Origin of the sequence: Opitutus sp. ER46, assembly GCF_003054705.1 — a bacterium.
In the GTDB taxonomy this organism is placed as follows: domain Bacteria; phylum Verrucomicrobiota; class Verrucomicrobiia; order Opitutales; family Opitutaceae; genus ER46.
In genome coordinates this window covers 389,233-406,628 of record NZ_QAYX01000023.1, presented here as the reverse complement: position 1 = coordinate 406,628, position 17,396 = coordinate 389,233, and the positions used below count along the sequence as shown (strand labels likewise).

Genomic DNA, 17,396 nt, shown 5'->3' with positions numbered 1-17,396 from the left:
GGCACGGGTTTTTACACGCGGTTTGACAAGGCTAGTCATTGTCGGCTCAACTCTCCCGTTCAGGCCCTCACCTACGCAATAATGAATTCCGAAGCCGTTTCCGCTCTGCTCGCCAAATCTCCGTCGCTCAAGCCGGCCAAAGCCAAACTCGAAGCGATGGAGCCTGGCACGTACGTCGTGCATCGCAGCTGGGGGTTCGGCCAGATCAAGAGCTACGACGAAGCGTCGCACAAGCTCCTCATCGATTTCCGGGACAAGAAGAACCACCCGATGGACCCGGCGTTCTGCGTCAACACGATGGACGTGCTGCCGCCGAAGCACCTGCTGGTGCGCAAGGAGACCGAGCCGAAGAAGATCGCGGAGCTTATCGCCGAGAACCCGGCCCAGCTCGTGGTGGAGGCGCTGCAGGCGTATCCCAACAACGCCGCGACCGGCATCGAGCTTGAGGTGACGCTCGGCCAGGTCATCGGCGAGGACAAATTCAAGAAGTGGTGGTCGGCCGCCAAGAAGGCGCTGGCCAAGGATCCGCGCGTCGCCGTGCCCGAGAAGAAGACCGAGTGCTACGTGCTGCGCGAAACCCCGGTCTCCGCGGAAGACGAGATCATCGAGCAGTTCGGCAGCACGCGCTCCGCCCGCCGCCGCATTCTCCTCGCGGAAGAGCTCCTCGCGACCGACACCAAGGACCTCCATCCGGATCACCTGACCGGCATGCTGAAGACCGTCGCCGACGCCGTGCGCGAGTCGAACCAGCTGACCGCCGCCGAGCGCCTCTACGGTGCGGCCGTGCGCGACGACCTCGCGAAGGCAATCGGCGCGGAGAACAATTTCGAACCCACGCAGGCGTCGCTCGTCAGCGTCGCCCGCGACCTCCCGACCATCGCCGAGACGATCCCGGTTCATTTCCAGTCCCGCTTCCTCGAGCTCGTTCAGGCCACGCACCCGATCGAGGCCCGTGACATCCTCTTCAGCCTGCTGAAGACGTCGCAGGGCAAGTTTACCACGGAGGTGATCAACTTCCTCGTGGAGCAGGGCCACTCCGACGAACTCGCGAACACGCTCAAGCGCTGGCAGACCGAGCAGAACCTCCGCGCGCCGGTCCTCCTGTGGATCGTCAAGAATCGCCACTCGAAGAAATTCGCCAAGCTGCTCAACGACCTCATCACCCCCCGCCTCCTCGGCGCCATCTTCTTCGCCATCGATTACGAGGCCCTGCAGGCCGCCAGCGCCCGCCGCATCCCGCTCGCCGACATCCTGAGCGACGATCCCGACCTGATCTCGGACCTGCTGTCGACCGCCGATCCCGAGACCGCGCGCGATCTGGCCAACACCCTGATGCTGAACCAGGGCTTCGAAGAGCTGACCAAGAAGTCGCTCCTCGCCCGCTTCATCAAAATCTTCCCCAAGATCCAGTCGCTCGTCGCCGCCGATGCCGAGGGCAAGGAGGAGCAGCTGCTCGTCTCCCGCTCCAGCTACGACCGGAAGCGCGAGGAGTACGATACGATCGTCGCCAAGAAGATTCCCGAGAACTCCAAGGCCATCGCCGCCGCCCGCGAGCACGGCGATCTCCGCGAGAACTCCGAGTTCAAGATGGCCAAGCAGGACCAGTCGGTCCTCATGGCGCAGAAGGCCCAGCTCGAACGCGATCTCGCCCGGGCGCGCGTCACCGACTTCAAGGATGCCTCCACCGACCAGGTCGGCGTCGGCACCGTGGTCGAGGTGAAGAACAACGCCACCGGCGCGACCACCACCTACACGATCCTCGGCGCCTGGGACGGCGATCCGGACCGCCACATCATCTCCTACAAGACCGCCTTTGGCGCCGCCCTCGTCGGCAAGAAGCGCGGCGAGATCGTCAAGGTTAAGACCGGTGGCAACGAGGAGGACTACACCATCGTCACCATCAGTCGCTACGTCGACCAGGCCGCGGGCTGATCCCACCGCTTCCCCCCTCCCGGCGGGCCGAGTCCCGGCCCGCCTTTTTGTTACCCTGCATGTTTCTCTTTGTGACCGGACTCGTCGGCGGCCTCGCGATCGCCGCCCCCGTTGGCCCCATTGGGATGCTGTGTATCCATCGTTCGGTGGCACATGGCCGGCTGGTCGGCTTCGCGTGCGGGCTGGGCGCGGCGACGGCCGACGCGCTCTATGGGGCGATCGCCGCCTTCGGCTTCACCGCGATCAGCCAGGCCCTCGTGGCGAACCAGCTCTGGATCCAGCTCGTGGGCGGCCTCGCGCTCGTGGCGATCGGCGCCGCGGCGTTCCGGGCCCGTCCCGCCGCCCGTCGCGCCGCCGGTGAACCCCGCGGTTTGGGCGCCGCCTACCTTTCGACGCTCGCGCTCACCTTGATGAACCCGATGACCATCCTGTCGTTCCTGGCGATCTTCGCCGGGCTCGGACTCGGGGCCGAAGCGGGCAGCATCACCGGCGCCATGCTGCTCGTCCTCGGCGTCTTCGTCGGTTCCGTGGGCTGGTGGCTGGTGGTCAGCCTCGCCGGCGGGTGGCTCGGCAGCCGGCTCGAGCAGAGCGGCCTCCGCGTCATGAATCTCGTCGCCGGCACGATCATCACGCTGCTCGGCGCCTGGCAGCTCGCCGCGTTCGTCCGCAACTTTCTTACGCGCTAAGCCCGGAGCCGGCCTCCGCGGATACCGCGGTGCTGGTTCGGACGTTGCGCTGCCCCGGGCTTTTGCCCACGGTTGCCGCCACGTGAACTCCTCCTGGGACATCCTGAAGATTCTCTCGGACCCGACGCGCCTGCGGCTGCTCGCCCTGCTGTCTCGCGAGGAGCTTTCCGTCGCCGAGCTCCAGGACATCCTCGCCATGGGCCAGTCGCGTATCTCGTCGCAACTCGCCCAACTGCGCCAGGCCAAGCTCGTGCTCGACCGGCGCGAGGGGAAGAACGCCTTCTATTCGCTGCAGGAGAAACTGCCGGCCAAGACCCAAGCCCTCCTCGGTGCCGCGATCGATTCCATCAGCGAGCTGCCCATCCTCGCCGCGGACCGCGAGAACCTCGACCTCATCCTCCAGAAGCGCCGACGCACGCAGGAGCAATACTTCAACCTCATCGCCGGCCGCTTGGGCAAAAACTACTGCCCGGGACGGTCGTGGGAGGCCATCGGTCATCTCGCCCTGCGCCTCACGCCCGCCATCGACATCGCCGATTTCGGCGCCGGCGAGGGTCTCATTTCCCAGCTGCTCGCGCGTCGCGCCCGCCAGGTGTGGTGCATTGACAACTCGCCGCGGATGGTCGAGGTCGGCACCGAACTTGCCCGCAAGAACGGGCTCGAGAACCTCACCTACAAGCTCGGCGACATCGAGCAGGTGCCGCTCGCCGACCGCTCCGTCGATCTCGTCATTCTGAGCCAGGCCCTCCACCACGCGCAGCACCCGCAGGACGCCGTCAACGAGGCGTTCCGCGTCCTCCGCCCCGGCGGCCAGGTCCTCGTGCTCGACCTCAATGAGCACGGGTTCGAGAAGGCGCGCGAACTCTACGCCGACATCTGGCTCGGCTTCCGGGAAGGCGCCCTGCACGGGTTCCTCAAGAAGGCCGGCTTCACCAAGGTGGAGGTGAGCGCCGTCGCCCGGGAATCGATCGAGCCGTATTTCGAGACGCTCCTCGCCAGCGGCGTGAAGGAGCGGCGCTGACCGGCGCCGCGGCGGGCGCGCCGCGAGCTCAGTCCATCTTCACCCGCGCGCGGTAGAACGCGTCGCAGCGGGCGTAGATTTCCTTCGGCGAACCGAGCGTCAGGGCCTCGGCCGCCAGCGCCCGCGCCTCCGCCATCGTCATCGCGCGCACCAGGTACTTCACCGAGGGAATCCACGCGGGTGACATGCTGAGCGCGTCGACGCCCAGGCCCAGCAACAGCGGCGAGAAGACCGGATCTCCGGCCATTTCCCCGCACACGCTCACCGGGATCCCATGCTTGTGCGCCTCCTCCACGATGTGCTGCAGCGTGCGCAACACCGCCGGATGCGTCGGTTCGTAAAGGTGCGCGATCCGGTCGTTCACCCGGTCGATCGCGAGCAGGTACTGGATGAGGTCGTTGGTGCCGATGCTGAAAAACGCACAGTCCGGCGCGAGCAGGTCGATGGTCGCGGCGGCGCTCGGAATCTCGATCATCGCGCCCACCTCGATGTTCTCGTCGAACGGCTGGCCGCGCTGCTTCAGCTCCGTCATGCACTCGGCGAGCACCGCATTCGCGCGCGCCATCTCCTCGGAGCCGCTGATCATCGGGTACATGATCCGCACCTTGCCGTGCGCGCTCGCCATCAGGATCGCGCGCAACTGGTCCTTGAAGATGTCCTGGTGCTCCAGGCAAAACCGGATCGCCCGGAAGCCCATGAAGGGGTTGTCCTCCTTCGGGAACAGGTCCGCCTGCAGCGAGAGCGGCTTGTCGCCGCCGATGTCGAGCGTGCGGATGATCACCGGCTGCGGCGCCAGCGCGGCGGCCGCCGACTTGTACGCGACAAACTGCTCCTGCTCCGACGGCATGCGTGCCGCGTTCATGAACAGGAACTCGGTGCGGAACAGCCCCACGCCTTGCGCGAAGAAATTCTTCACGATGCCGACCTCGTCGGCCTTCTCGATGTTCGCCATCAGCGTCACGCTGACGCCGTCCTTCGTGATCGCCGGCTCCCGGTTGGCCTCGAGCAGCCGCGATTCGAACGACTTCTTTCGCTCCTGCACCTTGCCGTAGCGGAACAGCGTGCTCTCGGTCGGGTTGAGAATCACGATGCCGTCGTACCCGTCGACGATCGCCCAGTCCCCGCTCTTCACGCGCTGCGTCAGGTTGCGCACGCCAACCACGGCCGGCACCTTCATCGACCGCGCGACGATCACGGCATGGCTGGTCTTGCTGCCCGAGTCCGTGACGATCGCGAGCGTCGCCGACCGGTCGAGCGTCGCGGAATCCGACGGTGAGATCTCGTGCGACACCACGATGCGCTGGTCGGCCAGCCGGTTGAGTGCGTTCTCGGTTTGGCCGAGCAGGTTCTGCAACACGCGCTGCGTCACATCCCGCAGGTCGCCCGCGCGTTCGCGCAGGTACTCGTCGTCGATCTCGGAAAAGGCCTTGATGTAGCGCTGCGAGACGAGGTTGAAGCAGGTCTCGATGTTGTTCCCGGTCGACTCGAACGCGCGGATCGTCTCGCCGATCAACGCCTGGTCCTCGAGCACCATGAGGTGGGCGTCGAAGATGGCCGCCTCCTCCGGGCCAATGTTTTTCTCCACCTCCGCCTTGATGCGCGCGATCTGCTGGCGCGTCATCACCAGCGCGCGGTCAAAGCGCGCGACCTCGTCGATGCGCTTTGCCGGATCGACCTGGTAGGTCGGGATTTCGACCTCGCTGCGGACAAAGAGAAAGATCTGGCCATAAGCGATTCCCTGCGAGGCGGCGATGCCTTGCACAACGATCTCGTCTTTCTCCGGGGAGCTCATGACAGGTGGTTACGGCGCACCCTAGGGGAGGACGCAGCCGCGTGAGACGATAACGCGTGCCCGGAAGGAAGGGTCAATGCGGTTTTACGCCACACGAGTTGCGACCCTCCACGCCGACTTGCCCCAGGCTTCGTCGATCAGGGCCGTCAGGCCGTCCATCGGCCGGCCCGGCCCCGTAAATGCAAAACAGGCGCTTCCGCTGCCCGTCATCCGCGGTGCGAGGCCAAAACGCTCCCGCATCTGGTCCAGCAAGGTCGGGAGCGCCAGGTACTTCGCAAACGCGGCCGTCTCCATGTTGTTGTACAGGAGGTCCTCCACCGGCGCGGCCGGCGCCTCGATCCACTCGGCCAGGCGGCGCTCGGCTTCCGCCGCCGGCAGATAGATGCCCCCGGCCGCACCCGCCTCGGCTGCCAGCTCCGCCAGACGCCGATACGCCCACGCGGTCGGAATGCCAAACGGTGGCTTGAACACCAAAACGTCCCGCCCGCGCAGCCGCGCCGCCGCCGTCTCGGGCAACCGTTCGAGCCGCTCGCCCCGTCCGCGCATCACGACCGGCGCCTCCTCCAGAAAAAGCGGGCAGTCCGATCCAAGCGTCGCCGCCACGTCGCGCAACGCTTCCGCCGACAACGGATTTCCCGCCAGCCGGTTCAGCACGCGCAACGCCGCCGCCCCGTTGCTGCTGCCGCCGCCAAGCCCGGCCCCCATTGGGATCCGCTTCTCGAGATGGAACGCCACCGTTCCCGTCCAACCCGCCGCCTCGGCAAAGGCGCGGCCCGCCCGCAAAATGAGATTGCTCTCGTCCACCGGCACCTCCGGGTCCGTGCACGTCAGCGTCAACACCAGCGAAGCCGAGCGTCGCACCGTGACGCTGAGCTCGTCGCCGAAGGCGAGCGGAGCCACGACCGACACCAGATCGTGAAACCCATCCGGCCGGCGGCCCGTGATCGCGAGGAACAGGTTGAGCTTCGCCGGCGCGAATATCGTCTGGGTGACCGCAGTCATGTGGTGGCTTCCATGCAGCCCGATTCAACCGGCAGCCTCCAGCCCGGATTTCGCCCCGCCTCGTCGCCCTTCCGCCCCAAGATTTGCCTTCGCCTGACCCGGTTTTCCCGTCTAGCCGTTGCGCCGATGTCCTGTGACCTGATCCTTGTCCTCGATGCCCAGTCTCCCCGCGAGGTCCTGCCCGCGCTCCGCCAGCTGCAGGGAACCGTCCGCTGGGCCAAGGTTGGCCTCGAAATGTACACCGCTTGCGGCCCCGACTGCGTCCGCGAAATCGCCGACCTGGGCTACAACGTGTTCCTCGACCTCAAGCTGCACGACATCCCCAACACCGTCGCCAAGGCCGTCCAGTCCGCCTCCCGCCTGCCCATCCGCATGCTCACGCTCCACACCTGCGGCGGCCGCGAGATGATGGAGTGGGCCGTCAAGGCCCAGCGCGAACACGCCCCCGAGCTCCTGCTTCTCGGCGTCACCGTGCTCACCTCCATGAGCGCCACCGGCCTCAACGAGGTCGGCGTGCCCGATTCACCCGAGCGCCAGGTCGTCCGCCTCGGCCAGCTCGCCGCCGCCGCCGGCGTCCGCGGCCTGGTCTGCTCCCCGCTTGAAATCCGTCCGCTGCGCGCCGTGCTCCCCGCCGAGGTCGCCCTGGTCACGCCCGGAATCCGCCCGCGCGACGCCAAGGCCGACGATCAGACGCGCGTCATGACGCCCGCCGAGGCCGCACAGTCCGGCGCCAACTTCATCGTGGTCGGCCGGCCCATCTTCAAGGCCCCGGATCCAGTCGCCGCCGCCCGCGCCATTCTCGCCGAGCTCACTTCCAACGCCTCGGGACGCTGAACTGGCGCAACCCAGGTGCTGCGATTCCCCCCGCTTTAAGCCTTCAGCTTTCGGCCTTCAGCCTTCAGCATTCCGTCGTCATGTCCCGCACCGCCGCCATCCTCCTCGCCGCCGGCAGCGGCTCACGCATGAACGGGGTCGTTACGGACAAGATCCTCGCCCCCCTCGCCGGCCGGCCGGTCTTCTCGTACTCCGTCTCGGCCTTCATGCAGAGCGCCATCGCCGACCTGTACGTGATCGTGTATCGCGACCAGCGCCAGATGCTCGAGCTCTCGGCCTACGCCCCCACGCCCTCCGTCCTCGTGCGCGGCGGCAACGAGCGCCAGGAGTCGGTCATGCACGCCCTCGCGGCGCTCCCCGCCGACATCGCTCACGTCTTCATCCACGACTGCGCCCGCCCGCTCATCCAGCCCGAACAACTGGTTGCCCTCCACAAGATCGTCCGCCGCGAACACGCCGTCGTCCTCGCCCACCGCGTCACCGACACCATCAAGGAGCATCTCGTCCGCACCGCCGGCGGGCAGGAGCACGTGCGGCTCCGCACCATCGACCGCGCCCGCCTTTGGGGCATGGAGACCCCGCAGGTTTTCTCCCGCGAACTCATCTCCCGCGCCTACGCCCGCGTCCAGGCCCGCGGCCTGCACATCACCGACGATGCCCAGGCGGTGGAAACCCTGGGCGAGCCGGTCGCTCTCCTCGAGAACCCCCACCCCAACCCGAAGCTCACCACGGCAGCGGACTTCAAGTATCTCGAGTTCCTCCTCGCCCAGGAGTCGCCGCCTCCCGCCGCATGACCCCAACCCCGGTCAACCCCATGAACTTCCGGATCGGCCACGGTTACGACATTCACCGCATCGTCACCGGACGTCCCCTCGTCCTCGCCGGCGTCCGGTTCGACACCGACTTCGGCCTCGATGGCCACAGCGACGCCGACTGCATCACCCACGCCATCTGCGACGCGCTCCTCGGCGCCGCCGGGCTGCCCGACATCGGCCACTTCTTCCCGAACACCGATCCGGCGTACAAGAACATCGATTCGCAGATTCTCCTCACCCGCGTCTGCGGCGAGTTGTCCCGACGCAACTTCGCCATCGGCAACATTGACGCGACGGTCATCGCGGAGAAACCCAAGCTCTACCCGCGGCTCGCCGAAATGAAGGCCGCGCTCGCCAAATCCACCCACCTTCCGGCCGCCAACATCGGCCTCAAAGCCACCACCAACGAGGGGGTCGGCGATCTCGGCCGCGGCCTCGCCATCGCCGCCCACGCCGTCGCCCTCATTGCCAAAGCCTGATCGGCGCCCGATGCGCATTCTCCTCCGTCGCCTGCCCGCCCTGTCCCTCCTTCGCCTGCTGCCCGCGCTCCTCGCGGCGCTCCTGCTCCTGCCCGGCTGCGGCCGGCGCGAAAGCGCCGTCGAACGCGGCATTCGCGAACAGATTCTCGAACGCGGCGCCCACGCCGACGTCACCGACCTCGACCCCCAGACCGCCGTCAACATCGCCGAGATGGACGTCGTCTCCGCGCTGTTCGAGGGCCTCGTCGTCGAGGACCCGGTTGACCTGCATCCCGTGCCCGGCGTTGCCGAGCGGTGGGATGTCTCGGCCGACGGCCTCACCTACACCTTCTTCCTGCGCCGCGACGCCAAATGGTCCGATGGCACCGCGGTCACCGCGGCTGACTTCGTCGCGTCGTGGCAGCGCATGCTCACGCCGAGCCTCGCGGCGGAAAATGCCGGGCTGCTCTACGTGCTCCAGGGCGCCGAGGCCTTCCACCGGGGCGCGAACCCGGACTTCAGCCAGGTCGGCGTGACCGCGCTCGATCCTTACACGCTGCGCGTCCGCCTCGACCATCCCACCCCGTACTTTCTCTCCCTCCTCACCCACTCCGCGTGGCTGCCCGTCCCGGTCGCCACCATCCAGCGCTTCGGCGGCCTCGCCGACCGCGGCAACCGCTGGACACGCCCGGGTTCGCTCGTGGGCAACGGTGCCTTTGTCCTCAAGACGTGGCGGCCAAATCAGGAGATCTTCGTCGAGCAGTCGCCGACCTATTGGGACGCCACCCGCGTGAAGCTCAAGGGCGTGCGGTTCCACCCGATCGACAGCGTCGACGCCGAGGAGCGCGCCTTCCGCGCCGGCCAGCTCCACGTCACCTACGTGCTGCCGTTCGGCAAGGCCGACGCCTACCGCCGTGAGTCGCCGCAACTGCTCCGGTCCGACGCCTACCTCAACACCTACTTCCTGCGCCTGAACACCGCCCGCGCGCCGTTCGACGATGTCCGCGTCCGCCAGGCGCTCGGGCTCGCCGTCGACCGCGATGTGCTGGTCGAGAAGGTCCTGCGCGCCGGCCAGCGTCCTGCCCATTCCCTCACGCCGCCCGGGCTCGCCACGTACACGCCCCCGCAGGCCGTCCGCTCCGACGCCGCCGAGGCGCGCCGCCTCCTGCAGGAGGTCACGCGCAACGGCGTCCAACCGCTCCCGACCCTCCAGCTCCTGTACAACACCAACGAGAACCTGCGCGTCGTCGCCGAAGCCCTGCAGGAGATGTGGCGCCGCGAACTCGGCCTCAACGTCGAGATCGCCAACCAGGAGTACAAGGTCGTCCTCTCCGAACGCCGCGCCGGCCGCTACCAGATCCTGCTCTCCGACTGGGTGGGCGACTACCTCGACGCCACGACCTTCCTCGACCCGTGGCGCGGCGACAGCGCGAACAACCACACCAACTGGCGCAGCGCCGATTACGACGCCCTGCTGTTCGCGGCCGCCCGCAACAGCGACCCGGTTGCCCGCGCCCGCCAGTTGCAGGAGGCCGAGACCCTTCTCCTCCAGGCCGCGCCCGTCGTGCCGCTCTACTACAACGCCCACACCTTCCTGTTGCATCCTTCCGTCAAGGGCTGGCACCCCACGCTCCTCGACCACCATCCATTCAAGCACGTCTGGCTGGAGCCCTGACGCGCTCCGCCCGCCGCCCTCCGTCTCATGTCCGCTCCCGGCGCCAGCTCCTCCGCCCTGTTGGCCGCCGACGCCCCCCGCCGGCGTGCGGCGCCGCGGCGCCCGCGGTGGCTCCTTAGTGCCGGCGCGCTCGCGCTGCTCCTGCTGGTCGCGACTGGCTGCCGCGAGAAATCACGGTCCGCGCCCGAGGGCATCCTCCGCGTCAGCCAGCGCAACGAGCCCACCGACCTCGATCCCGCCACCGCCTCGCTGCCCGACGAGTTCTTCATCATCCGCGCCCTCGGCGAGGGCCTGCTGGTGCCCAATCCTGCCGGCGGCGCGCCCCTGCCCGGCGCTGCGGCGGCGTATCGGGTTTCCGATGACGGACTCACCTACACGTTCCAGCTGCGACCCGGCCTGCAATGGTCCAATGGCGAGCCGCTCACCGCGGCCGACTTTCTCGCGTCGTTCCGGCGGGTCCTGACGCGCGCCACCGCCGCGCCCAAGGCGCATCTGTTCTACGCCGTAAAGAATGCGGAGGCCTTTGTGTGGGGCCAGGTGACGGCGTTCGACCAGGTGGGCTTCGCCGCCCCCGACCCGCGCACCGTCGTCGTCACGCTCGCGCACCCCAACCCAAGTTTTCCGCTGTATGTCGCCAGCGGCCCGTGGATCCCCGTCAACCCGCGCGCCGTCGCCCAGCACGGCCGCCACTGGACCGCCCCCGGTCGTTACGTGGGCAATGGCCCCTACGTGCTCACCGAATGGCGTTCGCAACGCCGCATCGTCGTCCGACGCAATCCGCGGTATCACGCCCCCGCCCCAGTCCCCACCGCCGAGATCCAGTTCATCCGCTTCGACAACCAGGACACCGAGGACCGCGCCTATCGCGCCGGACAGATCGACGTCACGATGGCCGTGCCGCCGTCCAAGCTCGAGCCCTACGCCGTCGAACGCGCGCCGGAACTGCACCGCGCCCCGCTCGCGGAGACCCGCTTCCTCGCTTTCAACACCACGCGCGCGCCGCTCAGTGACGCGCGGGTCCGCCGCGCGCTCGCCCTCGCCATCGATCGGGACAAGCTTGTGACGTACGTCCTCCGCGGCGGCCAGCACCCCGCCACGCGTTACCTCTCGCCCGCGCTGCTCGCGGGTTCGGTGCTCGGCGGCGAACGCGGGCTGGACTCCGCCGCCGCCGGCCAGCCTCCCCACCCCGACTCCCCGTCCCCGCTCAGCTACGATCCGACAGAGAGCCGCCGGCTCCTGGCGCAAGCCGGTTTCCCCAATGGCCGCGGCTTCCCGGCGCTTGAACTCGCCGGCTGGGTACAGAACCCGGTCCTCGACGCCATCCAGCAGATGTGGCGCCAGGAGTTGGGCATCGAGGTGCGCATCGTCGTCCAGGAGGCCAAGGTCCACCTCGCCGCCATCAACGCCGGGGCCTACGACATCGCCTTCGTCACCAGCCTGCTCGATGTCTGCGACCCGGTCGCCGCGCTCACCGACTTCACCACGGGCGCGCCCAACAACTTCCCACACTGGAGCTCACCGGCCTTTGACGAAGCCGTCCAGCGGGCCTCCCGCACCGCCGATCCGCGTCCGGACATTCTGACCGCGGAGTCGCTGCTCCTCGAGTCCGGCGCCGTCGCGCCGGTCTACTTCAACGTGCAGAACTGGATGATGAGCACGCGGGTCGAGGGCTGGCAGCAGGACGCCCTCTGGTCCCGCCGCTACAACGAGGTGATCGTCGAGGGCGACTAGGTCCCGGCGCGGGCGCAGTTGCGAAACCCGGGATCCGCCCCATTTTCGCGCGATGCGCTCGTTTTCACCCCTCGTCGGCGCCCTGCTCGCCGGTCTCGCCCCGCTCCTCGCCGCGGCCGCGCCCACGCCCGCCTTCTCGCCCGCCCGCATCCTCGAACGGACCAAGGTCCTCGCCTCCGATGAGTTCGAGGGCCGCGCGCCTGGCTCCGCCGGCGAGGAGAAGACCGTCAACTACCTGGTCGGGGAGTTTCGCCAACTCGGCCTCACGCCCGGCAATCCCGACGGCACGTACATCCAGCAGGTCCCGCTGGTCGGCATCACCTCGCGTCCGACCCTCTCCTTCACGGTCGGCGGCGAACAGATCGTCCTGCAGCCCAGCGTCGATTTTGTCGGCCCGACGAGCCGCTCCGCGACTCACCTCGAGGTGAAGGCCAGCGACGTGGTCTTCGTCGGCTACGGCATCGTCGCGCCCGAGTATGGCTGGGACGACTACAAGGGCGTCGATGTGCGCGGCAAAACCATCGTCATGCTGATCAACGATCCGCCCGTGACCGACCCACGGACCGGCCAGCTCGACCCCAAGGTCTTCGCGGGCGAGGGCATGACCTACTACGGGCGCTGGACGTACAAGTACGAGATCGCCGCCGAGAAGGGAGCCGCTGCGTGCCTCATCGTCCACGAGACCAAACCCGCCGCCTACCCGTTCAGCGTCGTCGTCTCCAGCCGCTCGCGGGAAAACTTCGAGATCCGCACCCCGGACGGCAACGCCGGCCGCGCGGCCATGGATGGCTGGCTCACGCTCGACGCCGCCCGGCGGCTGTTCACCGCGGCCGGCCAGGACTACGACGCGTTGAAGCAAGCGGCCCTCGCGCGCGATTTCCGACCTGTCCCGCTCAAGGCCACCGCGTCGTTCACGATCGACAGCACGCTCCGCCAGGTGGACTCGCGCAACGTCGTCGCCCTCCTACCCGGTTCCGATCCCAAGCTCCGCGACGAGTACGTGGTGTACACGTCGCACTGGGATCACCTTGGCCGCGATCTCAAGCTCGAGGGCGACCAGATCTTCAATGGCGCGGGCGACAACGCCTCGGGTACCGCCGTGCTCGTGGAGCTCGCCCAGGCGTTCCACTCCCTGCCAGCCGCGTCGCGGCCCCGGCGGAGCATCCTCTTCCTCTCGGTGACCGCCGAGGAGAAGGGCCTGCTCGGCTCGGGCTACTACGCGCGCCATCCGCTGTATCCGCTCCGCCAGACCGTGGCCGACATCAACATGGACGGCGCCAACCCGTACGGCCCGACCAGCGATATGGAGACGATCGGCTTTGGCGCTTCGACGATCGACGACATCGGCATCGCCGTCGCCCAACGTCAGGGGCGCACCATGAAGCCCGAAAGCCACCCGGAACACGGGTCGTACTACCGCAGCGACCACTTCGAATTCGCGAAGGTCGGCGTGCCGAGCTACTACCCCAAGACGGGACGCCAGTACCTCGGCAAACCCGCCGACTTCGGCGAAAAGGTCATCCAGGACTACATCGCCCACCATTACCACCAGGTGAGCGACGAGGTGCGGCCCGACTGGACCTTCGAGGGCGCCGCCCAGGACGCCGAGTTCCTCTTCCTCGTCGGCCTCGAGATCGCCAACGCGCCCCAGCGCCCCACCTGGAAACCCGGCAGCGAATTCGCGAAGAAGGCGCAGCGATAGATTTCCGCCACCGCCGAACCGGCTCAGGACGCTGAGCCGAGGCCCACGTCCTTCGCCCCGCCCCGACGCTTGCCCCGGCTCGGCCATCCGCTTCGCTTGCCGGATGCTCGCTCGCCAGTCCTGGGCCGTCCTCCTCCTCCTGCTCCTCGCGCTCGCCGGTTGTGCGCGAAAAGAGGTCGTGCCCGCCAGCGTCCCCGGCGCATCCCCCGCCCCCGTTCGCCAGGTGCTGCGGATCGGCAACGGCGGCGAACCGCAGGACCTCGACCCGCAGGCCATCAGCGGCGTCCCCGAGCACAAGATCGTCGCCGCGCTCTTCGAGGGCCTCGCCACCGAGGACCCGCGGGACCTCCACCCCGTCCCCGGCGTGGCGGAATCGTGGGACATTTCCGCTGACGGCCTCGTCTACACGTTTCATCTCCGCGCCAACGCCCGCTGGTCCAACGGTGACCCGATCACGTCCGAGGACTTTCTCCTCTCGTACCAGCGCATGCTCTCGCCGGCCTTCGCCTCCCGCTACGCGTATCTGATCTACAACTTCGTCGCCGGCGCGAAGGACTACTACGAGGGTCGCCTCACCGACTTCAGCCAAGTCGGCATCAAGGCGCCCGATCCGCGCACGCTCCAGGTCACGCTGCGCAACCCGACGCCGTACTTGATGAACATCATCGCGAGCCACTACGCGTGGACGCCCGTGCCCGCCCGCGTCATCCAGCGCTTCGGCCGGCTCGACGAGAAAGGCACCGCGTGGACCCGCCCCGAGAACCTCGTCGGCAACGGCCCCTTTGTCCTCAAGGAGTGGGCGCCCCACCAGCACATCGTCGTGGCACGGAATCCGCAGTACTGGGACGCCGCCACCGTGAAACTCGACGAGATCCACTTCTTTCCGACTGAGGACGTGAACGTCGACGAGCGCATGTTCCGCACCGGCCAGGTCGACCAGACGTGGGAACTGCCCAACGCCAAGATCGACACCTACCGTCGCGACCACCCGCAGGCGCTGCACATCGAGCCGTACCTCGGGCTGTACTTCTACCGGTTCAACGTCGCGCGGCCGCCGTTTAACGACAAACGCGTGCGCCGCGCGCTCGCCCTCGCCATCGACCGCGAATCCATCGTCCGCAATGTCATGCGCGGCGGCCAGCAGCCGGCCTACGCCGTCAGCTACCCCGGCGTCGCCGGCTACACGCCCGAGGCGCGGCTCACCGGCACCGTCGAGGACGCCCGCCGGCTCCTCGCCGAAGCCGGTTTCCCCGGGGGCAAGGGTTTCCCAACCGTCGAGCTGACCTACAACACGTCCCAGAACCACCGCGCCGTAGCGGAGGCCATCCAGCAGATGTGGCGGCGCAACCTCGGCATCGACATCACCCTCGCGAACTACGAGTGGAACGTGTACCTCGACCTGCAGCAGACGCGGAACTTCACCCTCCAGCGGGCGGGCTGGATCGCCGACTACGTCGACCCGCACGTCTTCCTCGAGATCTGGGAGTCCACCAGCGGCAACAACGACACCAACTGGGCCAACCCCGAGTACGACCGGCTCCTCCAGGCCGCCTTGAGCGCCCCCACCCAGGCTGCGCGTTACGCCATCTACCAGCGAATGGACGCCATCCTCGTCGATGAGCTGCCCATCCTGCCCATCTACTACTGGACCACCGTCCGCGCGCTGAACCCGAAGGTGCGCGGCTATTACCCGACGCTCCTCGACAACCATCCCTACAAATACCTTTCGATCGGCAACTGACCGCCGGAGTGCTCGCCTTCCCGCCCGTTCCACTCTCACTCTCCGCTCCTCCGTCGCCCGTCTCCGCTCCACTCCGACCCTCCGTCCCCACTTTCACTCTCACTCTCACTTTCACTTTTCATGCTCCGCTTCATCACGTCCCGCCTGCTGCAGTCGCTCCTCGCGCTGTTCGTGGTGGTGTCGGCGACGTTCTTCATGATGCGGGCCGTGCCGGGCGGGCCGTTCACGGCCGAGAAGGCCGTCACGCCTGAGATTCTGCGCAACCTCGAGGCCCACTACGGCCTCAACAAGCCGGTTTGGCAGCAGTACCTCGATTACCTCGGCCGGCTGGCGCAGGGCGATCTCGGCCCGTCGTTCAAGTACGCCAACCGCACCGTCAACGAGATCATCGCCGACAAGCTGCCCGTCTCCGCCGAGCTCGGCGCCGAGGCGCTCGCCATCGCACTCGTCGTCGGCATCGGCCTCGGCACGCTCGCCGCGATTCGCCGCAACACCTGGATCGATTACGTCGCCTCCACCTTCGGCATGGCCGGCATCTCCATCCCGACGTTCGTCGTCGGCCCGCTGCTGGTGCTCGGCCTCGCCATCCACGCAGGCTGGTTCAACGCCTCCGGCTGGTACACGCCCTCGGACCGCGTGCTGCCCGCGCTCGTACTCGGGCTCGCCTACGCCGCGCCCATCTCCCGGCTCACCCGCGGCGGCATGCTCGAGGTCCTGCACCAGGACTTCATCCGCACCGCCCGCGCCAAGGGCGCCTCCGAGCTGCGCATCATCTTCCGCCACGCCCTCCGCGGCGGCCTCCTCCCGGTCGTCAGCTATCTCGGGCCCGCGATCGCCGGCATCCTCACCGGCTCCTTCGTAATCGAGACCATCTTCCAGATTCCCGGCATCGGCCGCGAATTCGTGAACTCCGCCTTCAACCGCGACTACACCCTGGTGCTGGGCACCGTCATCCTGTACGCGGTCCTCATCATGGCGCTCAACCTGGTCGCCGACGTCGTCCAGGCGTGGATGAATCCGAAAGTGAGGCTGGAATGACCCTGGGCCCGAAGCCCTCCCGCCTCACCGCCGTCGCCGAAGCGACCAGCGACGCCGCCGAGCGCGGCTTCTCGCTCTGGCACGACGCGTGGCTCCGCCTGCGCAAGAACAAGCTCGCCGTCTTCGGCATGCTCACCCTCGCCGTCGTCGCCCTGCTGTGCGTCGCGGGTCCGTGGTTTACCCAGCACGGCTACGAGGAGCAGGACCTCGATCTCGGCGCGTCGGCTCCGAGCGGCGCGCACTGGCTGGGCACCGACACGCTCGGGCGCGACCTCTTCGTGCGGCTCCTCTACGGCGGCCGCGTCTCGCTCGGCGTCGGCCTCTGCGCGACGCTCGTCGCGCTCACGATCGGCGTCACCTACGGCGCCGTCGCCGGCTTCTTCGGCGGCAAGCGCGACGCGTTCATGATGCGCGCGGTGGACATCATGTACTCCCTGCCGTTCGCGATCTTCGTGATCCTGCTGATGGTCTTCTTCGGCCGGAACATCGTGCTGCTCTTCCTCGCGATCGGCGCCGTCGAATGGCTCACCATGGCCCGCATCGTCCGCAGCCAGGTGATGGCGGTGAAGAAGATGGAGTTCATCGAGGCGGCCCGCTCGCTCGGGTTCGGCCGCCGGCGGATCATCTTCCGCCACATCCTCCCCAACATCCTCGGCCCGATCATCGTTTACACGACGCTCACGATCCCCGCCGTCATGCTCCTCGAGGCGTTCCTCAGCTTCCTCGGCCTCGGCGTGCAGCCGCCGATGAGCTCCTGGGGCGTGCTGATCAAGGACGGCGCCGAGAAGATGGAGGAGTACCCGTGGCTGCTCATCTTCCCCGGCACGCTCTTCTCGCTGACGCTGTTCTCGCTGAACTTCCTCGGCGACGGCCTGCGCGACGCCCTCGACGTCCGCTCGTCCAAGGATTGAGCCGCCAATCGGTCGCAACCGGCCGCCCGGAAAATTGGGATGGAACGACGCCGGGGGA

General features: G+C 67.9%; 14 protein-coding genes. 12 read left to right on the top strand and 2 right to left on the bottom strand.

What is annotated here, in order from left to right:
* The first annotated feature begins 81 nt into the window (after positions 1-81).
* The 3 genes from greA to DB354_RS14600 all read left to right on the top strand — a co-directional run bounded on the left by greA (position 82) and on the right by DB354_RS14600 (position 3,639).
* Positions 82-1,932 (top strand): transcription elongation factor GreA, encoded by a 1,851-nt coding sequence (gene greA, locus DB354_RS14610; RefSeq protein ID WP_107836370.1) that lies wholly within the window; start codon positions 82-84, stop codon positions 1,930-1,932.
* Between the two features lie 59 nt (positions 1,933-1,991).
* A complete protein-coding gene (locus DB354_RS14605; RefSeq protein WP_107836369.1) occupies positions 1,992-2,618 on the top strand; it encodes a LysE family transporter in 627 nt (208 codons plus the stop codon).
* A gap of 82 nt (positions 2,619-2,700) precedes the next feature.
* A complete protein-coding gene (locus tag DB354_RS14600; protein ID WP_107836368.1) occupies positions 2,701-3,639 on the top strand; it encodes a metalloregulator ArsR/SmtB family transcription factor in 939 nt (312 codons plus the stop codon).
* Between the two features lie 28 nt (positions 3,640-3,667).
* Here the strand turns inward: DB354_RS14600 and ptsP are convergent, their stop codons facing one another.
* The gene (ptsP, locus tag DB354_RS14595; protein WP_107836367.1) at positions 3,668-5,431 is read right to left on the bottom strand and encodes a phosphoenolpyruvate--protein phosphotransferase; all 1,764 of its coding nucleotides are present in this window, start codon (positions 5,429-5,431) and stop codon (positions 3,668-3,670) included.
* An 84-nt stretch (positions 5,432-5,515) separates the two neighbouring features.
* On the bottom strand, positions 5,516-6,433 hold the full coding sequence (gene ispE / locus DB354_RS14590; RefSeq protein ID WP_107836366.1) for a 4-(cytidine 5'-diphospho)-2-C-methyl-D-erythritol kinase: 918 nt from the start codon (positions 6,431-6,433) through the stop codon (positions 5,516-5,518).
* A gap of 126 nt (positions 6,434-6,559) precedes the next feature.
* On the opposite strand from ispE, the gene pyrF reads away from it, so the two are divergent.
* The 9 genes from pyrF to DB354_RS14545 all read left to right on the top strand — a co-directional run bounded on the left by pyrF (position 6,560) and on the right by DB354_RS14545 (position 17,338).
* Positions 6,560-7,267 (top strand): orotidine-5'-phosphate decarboxylase, encoded by a 708-nt coding sequence (gene pyrF / locus DB354_RS14585; RefSeq protein ID WP_107836365.1) that lies wholly within the window; start codon positions 6,560-6,562, stop codon positions 7,265-7,267.
* A gap of 80 nt (positions 7,268-7,347) precedes the next feature.
* Complete coding sequence (gene ispD, locus DB354_RS14580; RefSeq protein WP_107836364.1) at positions 7,348-8,061, top strand: 2-C-methyl-D-erythritol 4-phosphate cytidylyltransferase; 714 nt, start codon at positions 7,348-7,350, stop codon at positions 8,059-8,061.
* 20 nt (positions 8,062-8,081) lie between these two features.
* Positions 8,082-8,561 carry a 2-C-methyl-D-erythritol 2,4-cyclodiphosphate synthase gene (ispF, locus tag DB354_RS14575; RefSeq protein WP_107836570.1) on the top strand — a complete coding sequence of 160 codons (480 nt, stop codon included), beginning with the start codon at positions 8,082-8,084 and terminating at the stop codon, positions 8,559-8,561.
* Between the two features lie 10 nt (positions 8,562-8,571).
* The gene (locus DB354_RS14570) at positions 8,572-10,215 is read left to right on the top strand and encodes a peptide ABC transporter substrate-binding protein (protein WP_107836363.1); all 1,644 of its coding nucleotides are present in this window, start codon (positions 8,572-8,574) and stop codon (positions 10,213-10,215) included.
* Between the two features lie 27 nt (positions 10,216-10,242).
* The gene (locus DB354_RS14565; RefSeq protein ID WP_107836362.1) at positions 10,243-11,946 is read left to right on the top strand and encodes a peptide ABC transporter substrate-binding protein; all 1,704 of its coding nucleotides are present in this window, start codon (positions 10,243-10,245) and stop codon (positions 11,944-11,946) included.
* A gap of 52 nt (positions 11,947-11,998) precedes the next feature.
* Entirely contained in the window at positions 11,999-13,648 is a 1,650-nt protein-coding gene (locus DB354_RS14560; RefSeq protein WP_107836361.1) for a M28 family peptidase, read from the top strand.
* 103 nt (positions 13,649-13,751) lie between these two features.
* Positions 13,752-15,389 carry a peptide ABC transporter substrate-binding protein gene (locus DB354_RS14555; protein WP_107836360.1) on the top strand — a complete coding sequence of 546 codons (1,638 nt, stop codon included), beginning with the start codon at positions 13,752-13,754 and terminating at the stop codon, positions 15,387-15,389.
* A gap of 120 nt (positions 15,390-15,509) precedes the next feature.
* The gene (locus DB354_RS14550) at positions 15,510-16,427 is read left to right on the top strand and encodes an ABC transporter permease subunit (RefSeq protein ID WP_107836359.1); all 918 of its coding nucleotides are present in this window, start codon (positions 15,510-15,512) and stop codon (positions 16,425-16,427) included.
* Positions 16,424-17,338: an ABC transporter permease gene (locus DB354_RS14545; protein ID WP_107836358.1), complete on the top strand. Its 915-nt coding sequence runs from the start codon at positions 16,424-16,426 to the stop codon at positions 17,336-17,338. The genes DB354_RS14550 and DB354_RS14545 overlap by 4 nt, the downstream gene beginning before the upstream one ends.
* The last annotated feature ends 58 nt before the right edge of the window (positions 17,339-17,396 follow it).